At 34.2% G+C, this 8,161-nt stretch carries 7 protein-coding genes; 3 read left to right on the top strand and 4 right to left on the bottom strand.

Annotated elements, in window-relative coordinates:
- Both HRT72_07915 and HRT72_07910 read left to right on the top strand, forming a co-directional pair.
- On the top strand, positions 1-195 hold a 195-nt coding region (locus HRT72_07915), incomplete at its 5' end, for a biotin carboxylase (protein NQY67633.1).
- Positions 196-257: 62 nt separating this feature from the next.
- The gene (locus tag HRT72_07910) at positions 258-647 is read left to right on the top strand and encodes a hypothetical protein (protein ID NQY67632.1); all 390 of its coding nucleotides are present in this window, start codon (positions 258-260) and stop codon (positions 645-647) included.
- 59 nt (positions 648-706) lie between these two features.
- Here HRT72_07910 and HRT72_07905 read toward each other — a convergent pair whose 3' ends face one another.
- From HRT72_07905 to HRT72_07890, 4 genes are all read right to left on the bottom strand, one after another.
- Entirely contained in the window at positions 707-1,726 is a 1,020-nt protein-coding gene (locus tag HRT72_07905; GenBank protein ID NQY67631.1) for a glycerophosphodiester phosphodiesterase, read from the bottom strand.
- Positions 1,719-3,050 carry a glycerol-3-phosphate transporter gene (glpT, locus tag HRT72_07900; protein ID NQY67630.1) on the bottom strand — a complete coding sequence of 444 codons (1,332 nt, stop codon included), beginning with the start codon at positions 3,048-3,050 and terminating at the stop codon, positions 1,719-1,721. The genes HRT72_07905 and glpT overlap by 8 nt, the downstream gene beginning before the upstream one ends.
- A 35-nt stretch (positions 3,051-3,085) precedes the next feature.
- Positions 3,086-4,645 (bottom strand): glycerol-3-phosphate dehydrogenase/oxidase, encoded by a 1,560-nt coding sequence (locus HRT72_07895; protein ID NQY67629.1) that lies wholly within the window; start codon positions 4,643-4,645, stop codon positions 3,086-3,088.
- A gap of 97 nt (positions 4,646-4,742) precedes the next feature.
- On the bottom strand, positions 4,743-6,485 hold the full coding sequence (locus HRT72_07890; GenBank protein ID NQY67628.1) for a response regulator: 1,743 nt from the start codon (positions 6,483-6,485) through the stop codon (positions 4,743-4,745).
- An 871-nt stretch (positions 6,486-7,356) separates the two neighbouring features.
- Here HRT72_07890 and HRT72_07885 point away from each other — a divergent pair.
- Positions 7,357-8,161: hypothetical protein (locus HRT72_07885; protein ID NQY67627.1), on the top strand; the 805-nt coding region annotated here is incomplete at its 3' end.

Genomic DNA, 8,161 nt, shown 5'->3' with positions numbered 1-8,161 from the left:
GCAAGGACCGATGATTCTTTATACGAAGGTGCCGATATGGGCATTTTAATTATGAGGGGCCGATTAATGACCGATGATTATCAACTTACTGAGCGAGCAGAGAAGTGGACAAAGGCAATTCGAGGTAAATATGTAACTCAATTAATAAAGGATAATCGTGATATTCCACAGCATTCCGGAATGCTTGCGAAGTAGAAAAAAATGATTCTGCATTTCTCATGTTACAGAGTTTGGAATATTTAAAAAAAAATAAAAGTATGAATAAGTTTAAATCAATTTTAGTTATAGAAAAAAATGAGGTGATGAGAAATGTTGCGAAATTGACCATGCAGAGAATGGGGGTCTCCGAAAATGTGAAGTATTTAATAGATGGATTTGAAGCAATTGATTATTTATTAACGATACTTGAACAGGATGTGATGATACCAGATATGATTTATTTGGAAGAGGAACAAATTGTATCTGGTGAAGTGAACTTTACTGAGTTGATCTCAGATTTGTGTATTAGTTATTCTGGCAAAAAACCGAGATTCGGATCGCTAAACAAATTACTGCTAAAAAAGAATAGAAAAAGAATAGAAAAAAATAGAATTGCAAATAGTAACACTGTATGGAGTAAAGGAAATAAATGGAGTGATTTTATATAGAGCTAGAAGCATTCAAAAAAAGAAGATACGCAAATCACAATTTTGATAAATTATATTATTTAATACCCCCATTTATTCAAAATACTATCTGTATTCGAATATTTTCTGTCATAATAATCAAGTAGTAGATCCGATCTGTTAGTGAAGCATCCACTTGTTGAAGCTTCATTGTTTCTAATGTCATAATTGGTATCAAAGGTATATGCATGAATTTTTAATCCTGCACGTTTGTATATTTTTACCATCCATGGTTTCATTAAGTCTGGGTAATGCGTTGATTCCCCATAAATACTCGGACCAATAAATTGTGCTCCATTATTAATGCCGAAGTCTACCCAGTTCTTTAGTGACACGCTATCTAAAATTGGTATATCCTCTTTCCAAAGCAAGAATAGTTTAGGAGTTGTTGGGAAGTATTTATTTAGTAGCGGTAGACTTGATTTTTCAAATGTTTGTAATATCAAATTGCCTTCTTGTGTTTTTGAGGTGTCTAACCAATTGCATTTTGTAAGTACGTCGAAAATATCTTTCTCGATACCTGGATATTGATTGGCTTTTTTGGTTTCCAAGTATAAACCAGGATTGTTTGTCCCTTCTTTTGCGATGTCGATTAAGTCTTCAAGCGTAATTATTTTAAGTCCGTTGTAAGTGAACCTACTTCTTTGTGGATAAGATGTGTTGAACCAAGAGCCAACGTCTAGTTGTTGAAGTTCGCTAAATGAAAAAGAGCTAATTGGCTCGTTTATTCTACTTGGAAATACAGAGTTGATATTTGTTGTCCTTTGTAAATTATAGTCGTGAAAGACTACTAATACACCGTCTTTAGTTCTTTGAAGGTCTGCTTCTAGATAATCTGCTCCGATTTCCCTGGCTAAAATATAGGCTGGGGTTGAAGATTCTGGACAATGAAATGGCATGCCTCTGTGCGCTATGACAATACTGTCTCTTACTGATTGTTGAACCTCTATTTGTTTTTTAGTGAGTTTAGAATTATTGTTTTCAAATGATTCTTTCTCTGTGTTTGCTCGACATCCAATTAGAACGAAAAGAAGCAAGATAATATAGTTGCTATTATTCATTTTTAGGGGTTTGATGATTGAGTGTGAGTAGTAAAAATAAAATGGCCAATACTCCGGCACCAATTAGTAGTATAAAACCAGAATCCCAGCCAAAATTGTCTACCAAATACCCAATAGCAATATTCGCAATCATAACACCACCAACATATCCAAACAGGCCTGTGAGTCCAGCGGCAGTTCCAGCGGCTTTTTTTGGTGCCAAATCAAGTGCATGCAAACCTATAAGCATAACTGGACCATAAATTAAAAAGCCAATGCTGATTAATGCGATCGTGTCTAAATAGTAAAAGTTTGAGGGTGCTAACCAATAAACGCAAAGTGCAATTAATACGAGAACTAAATAGATAATACTAACCGGTGCTCTTTTTCCTTTAAAAACTTTATCACTTAAGTATCCGCTTAATATAGTACCAGGAATGCCGGCATACTCATAGGCGAAATAGGTCCAGCTAGATTCCTCTGCAGTAAACCCTTTTACTTCAGATAGATAAGTGGGTGCCCAGTCAATTACACCAAACCTAATGAGGTATACAAATGCGTTTGCGAATGCGATGTACCAGAGCATTTTATTATTTAACACGTTGTTGAATAGAATGTCTTTCGAATTCAATTCTGTTTCTGTACTTCCTGAGTAATTTTCGTAATCTTCTTGTTTGTATTCTTCAATAGGAGGTAGGCCTTCTGATTGAGGAGTATCTCTCATTAATAAAAAAACAACCACTACGACCACTAATACAATAATCGCGGGGAAATAAAATAAACTATGCCAATCGCCAAAGAGATAAAGGCCGGCTATTGCCAACGGACCGATTAGTCCACCACCTATATTATGGGCTATATTCCAAAATGCAATTTTAGCCCCTCTTTCTTTAATAGAAAACCAGTGCACCATGGTTCTTCCACAAGCTGGCCAGCCCATTCCTTGGAGCCATCCATTAAGAAGCATCAATACGAACATAATTGTTATACTGGATGTAGCCCAGGGGAATACACCAATTACGATGGTTACTATAGCTGAAAGTAGAAGCCCTAATGGTAAAAAGTACTTGGCGTTGCTTCGGTCCGAAATACTGCCCATCAATAACTTAGATAGGCCATATGAAATGGCAATAGCAGACAATACAATACCAAGTTGGCCTTTGGTATAACCTTCTTGTAATAACTCAGGAATTGCCAAGGAGAAATTTTTTCGAACTAAATAATATCCTGCGTATCCAACAAATATTCCTATGAAGACCTTGATCCGATTTTGAGTATAAGACATCTCAATATCGCTATTTGATATTCTTGCTTTATGTTCTGCGGGTTTAAGGAAATTTATCATCGTTTATTAAATACGTTCTCTGCGATTTGTAGTTTCTATAAATAGTTTTTAGCTAATTCGTTGTATTTCTTTATTTGGTTGGCGATCCATACTGAGTCTTTATCTAAGTATTGGGCCATTAATATTGCAACTTTTTCTGCACATTCTAAGCTTGCCTGAGCGTTAAGTAATAATGCTCTAGTTCTCCTGGATAGGACGTCCTCTACCGTAATTGCCATTTCGTTTTGTACGGCCCAAACAACTTCAGCAAGTATATAATGTAAATCTGGATGGAGCTTTTCTCTGAGCTTACTATTTTCAATTATAAGTTTCTTAATTGCTAGTCTATCTGTCCCGTAAGTCGATAAAGTATTATTCTTTTTATCTTTAATTGTTTCATATCCATGCAGCTTTAAGTCCTGTGTTTTACAAGGTTTGTATTCTAATGTTTTATTAGAAATGGCCATGTTAATGGTGTCTTCGGCGATTTTTCTATAAGTCGTCCATTTTCCTCCAAGAACAGTAATAAGGTTAGAGTCGCTCATAAGAATTTTATGTTCTCTAGATATCTTTTTTGTTTCAGTGTCGTTTTGCTCTTCGGTCACTAAGCATCTTATTCCAGAGTAAATAGATTTTATGTCAGCTAATTTCGGAGGTTTGTTTAAGTATGGTTTAACTGATTTTAATAAATAATTCACTTCTTTTTTTAAGGCTTTTGGTTCAAGTGTAGCATCATTTACTTCGGTATCTGTTGTGCCTATTAATATGGTTCCTAACCATGGAACAGCAAAAAGGATTCTGCCATCGGATGTGTTCGGGATCATTATGGCTGTATTGCTTTTTAAGAAATTTTTATCAAGAACTAAGTGTACTCCTTGACTAAACTTAATAGAAGAAGCGATTTTATAATTATCCATTTTTTGTACTTGGTGAGCAAATATTCCCGTAGCATTAATAGTACATTTTGATTTTATCTTGTAAACTTTATCGGAAGTCATATCCTGTGCTATTACTCCAATTACTTTCTCTTGAACATCTTTTAATAGGTTATTAACTCGCATGTAATTTATTACTGTTCCCCCATTGTCAGTACATGTATGAGCCAAGGTAATTGCCATTCTTGCATCATCAAATTGAGCATCGTAGTATACAATTCCACCCGTTAAGCCATTCTCATTTAAATTTGGAATAACTTTTAATGTTTGGGATTTAGACAAATGTTTAGATGGCCCTAACCCGAGTTGTCCAGCCATTACATCGTATATTTTTAATCCAATATTGTAAAACTGATTACTCCACCAGTCATATGTTGGAATAAGAAACTCTAGGTTAGATACAATATGCGGTGCATTCTTGCGCATAAGTCCACGTTCTTTTAAAGATTCCATTACCATTGATATATCCCCCTGTTTTAGATATCGAACTCCGCCGTGAATTAATTTCGTACTTCTACTAGATGTGCCCTTTGCGAAATCATTTGCTTCGAGCAGGAGTGTTTTATATCCTCGTGAGGCGGCATCCACTGCAATGCCTAAACCAGATGCTCCACCGCCAATAATCACAATGTCAAATTCTGGTTTATTGATAATTTCTTTTATCTGATGGGCTCTTTGCATTAAAAATTTTAGTGGAATATATTAAGTCTCAAACTTAGAATCTATTTGGTTTTACTTGAGCATTTAGGCTAGAATAGTATTGGGTGTTTATTTCAATCTACTTAAGCCATAAGTCAAGTTTTTTGTTAAGTGTCTCTAAGGATACAGGTTTATGCATATAATCATCCAATCCCTGAGAAATGTATTTTTCTGCATCTTCTATTCTTGCATACGCACTTAATCCGATTACAGGTATTGATTTATCAATTAGTTTAATGATGCTGGTGGTTTCTATACCGTCCATTTCTGGCATTTGTATATCCATCAGCACCGCATCAAATTTTTCGTTTTTAAAGAGTTCTATTGCTTCAATTCCATTCGAAGCAACTTGGGTATGGTATCCCAGTTCTTCCAGCATCATTTGAGCAACCATCTGATTCCATTCGGTATCGTCTACAATCAATACTTTTTTATTGGAATTACACATTATTGTTGCGTGGCTGGAATTGTCAATGTGATTAATTTCTTGATTCCCTTTTATAGCGGTCGCGGGAAAAGAAAACCAAAACGAACTACCTTTATCAACTATACTTTCAACACCAATTTCCCCTTCAAATAGCTCAACTAGTTTTTTGCAAATAATCAATCCGAGACCAATACCTTTTTCCTTTTTTGTAGAAGACTGATCGAGTTGTTCAAACGTTTTGAAAAGTCTTTGTTGTTCTTCTTTTTTAATGCCTATACCGGTATCACTTACCATGCATTTTATAATGACAAAATCGTGTTTTCTCTCTACTTCTGAGAACGTTATTAAGACTTTACCTGTAGTTGTGAATTTATAAGCGTTATCAATAAATTGGGAAAGGATTTGAGTTATTTGGTTCTTATTTGAATCAACTAACGCTGGAAGCTTTGGGTCATAAACGATTTCTGATTTTATTTTTTTTTGTTCATCTTGGTATTGTTCTGTGATTTCTAGAGCTATTTCTTTTAGGTTGGTAACGTGTTTTGTTGCTTTTATCTGGCCATCTTTAAGCATAGACAAGTCAAGTATATTGTTTAAGGTTATTAGTAAATCTTGAGATGACTTTCTTATAACTTCAAACTGGTCTCTCTCTATGCCTTTTAGGTTTGTATTCTTTGATAAAAGCTCAGTCATGCCCGCTATGGCATTCATTGGAGTTCTAATCTCATGACTCATGTTTGATAGAAACTCGTCTTTTAAAAGAACAACTCTGTTGGCTGTTTCCTGAATTTCAATAGTCTTCTCAATCACCTTTTGGTCTAGAGTTTCTATTTGATTCTCTATTTGGTTGTTATAAAAAAACAAGAAAAGAAATACGACAGACAGTGATATAGAGTAATTAACGAGAGTGATGAAAGCTTTAATGTTTGCTTCGATTTCAAACGGCAATACATAATCTGTTTGGAAAGCACCTATGCCAAATAATACTATAGATAATAGAAGAATAATAAAGCAGGCTATCCGCTCTCTTGGTAGAGAAATTAAATAAGAGACACCTATTATAGCAAAGAAGAAGAATTCGACTCCCATACCCGGTCCTACTAAAAAGAAGAAATATGATTGGGTAATAATCATCGATCCCAAGCATATATACCTTGCTATTTTAGTTCTTCCTTTTGAAATTAAATTGTAAGCGAAGAAATGGGATATGCAAGCCGCAATGAGGAATGGCATAAATTGGTGTAAGTCTATATAATAAAGTATACATAAGTAGGGTGGTACAATAGCTATTAGAATAGTGAGTAGTATGTTTGTAATCCTAATTCTTTTAGCTCTTTCTACTGCGAATTTATTGGTAATCCCGTTGTTGATTATCTTCTGCCAAAGATCTTTCATATGGTGAATTAAATTGTAGGTCATTATGTAGATCTTCATTTTTAAGCTTAGGATTATGAAAATATTTTTTTTGAATTATTTAATACAAGAAAAATTTATCGTTAGAATCGTAGTTGTTTCTAATTGTATGCCAATTATTTTCTGGCTGTTGTTAAACCAATTTTTAGATTACCAAAAACTAGTTGAATGGATGCTTATTGGCTTTGTACTATAGAGTATTACGGGTTAATTAGGATAAGATTATCCGAGGGTTCTTTAATTAAATTTCAAAAATAGAACAAGAAAAACCAGATTTAATTTCTTAAATAGAGAAATAGTCTCTTGTTAGGAATTTGTACAGGAGATGGATTTAGATTCTGGAAGTGATGTTTAAATTGAGTTGTTGAATTTATCAAATACTAATCGAAAATTAATTTCATGGATTAGAGTATAGATAATTTCTCTAGGAAAGAATTGTAAAAGCAGTGTTAATGTTTGTCTCAATCTTTATTTATAGGGGGTAAGCTTTTTTCAACTCAGTTTCTCAGAAATCGACATATTTCATTATAGAGGAGGGTAAAAGATACAATAACTATATAATATAGAGGAAATAGTAGAAAGTCGCCTTCATTCGCCTCTATATCGCTTAATGAAATATGTTTTAAATAAAGGCTTACTAGCTCATATCTGTTTTGTACTTCTTTCATTCTTAGTCTGTTCGTATTTATTTATCCATTAGACAAAATCGGTAAGTAGGACATCGAAAAATGTATGAAGGAATAAGCTTCTTGAAATAATTTTATCTATCTCTATTAGAGAAAACGTATTGATTAGAGACAGCTTGGCGCGCTATTAAATAGATTTTATATAGTACAATCAGAGAGATAGAACGTTGGAAAGTTTTTTGATAGGTGGATGTGAAAAGAAAATAGTGGTAAAAAAATATATATACTCTAAAAAGTACAGATTAGTGTTTGTTTTTAAACTGATAGTATACTTGTTGATTTCAATGCTGTTCAGTTATGAATTAAGCGCTCAAGAAACTAAAGTTGTAGTAATTAATAATGAACAAAACCTTCAAGAGATTTACCCTGAGGTTCCTAGTTATTCAAATCAGTTTAGCTCATTGGCAAAATCAGTTGGTTCGTGTTGGAATGATTTGGATGGAACTTATAGCAATATTACCAATAGTGTTTATGGGGTTTCTGGATGGGCTCAGGCCAATCCAGGAGATGATGGTTCTTATGGTCCTATTGATTTAGGATTTACCTATACATTTTATGGTGTAGAATATACATCTGTTTATATAAACGTAAATGGGAATGTTACTTTTGGGAATCTTTACAGTGCCTACTCTGCATCTGGATTTCCTTCTTCTTCGGTTCCTGCAATGATTGCTCCATATTGGGGAGATGTTGATCTACGTGGAACTGGATTAGGAGCAAACCAAATCTATTATAAGTTGGATAGTAATAAGATTACTATTCAATGGGTTGGTACAGGGCATTACAATAAGAAAACAGCATTAACAAATACTTTTCAGCTAGTAATGACGGATGGCACTGATCCTGTTTTGGGTGCTGGTTATAATACTAGGTTTGCTTACGATGATATGAATTGGTGTGTTGGTGATGCTAGCGGTGGCACCAATGGGTTTGGTTCAAATGTATATGGCACAGTGGGCGCTCAAACAGAAG

Source organism: Flavobacteriales bacterium, assembly GCA_013214975.1.
In the GTDB taxonomy this organism is placed as follows: domain Bacteria; phylum Bacteroidota; class Bacteroidia; order DT-38; family DT-38; genus DT-38.
Note: the sequence above shows the minus strand (reverse complement) of the source record. Positions and strands in the feature narration are given on the sequence as shown.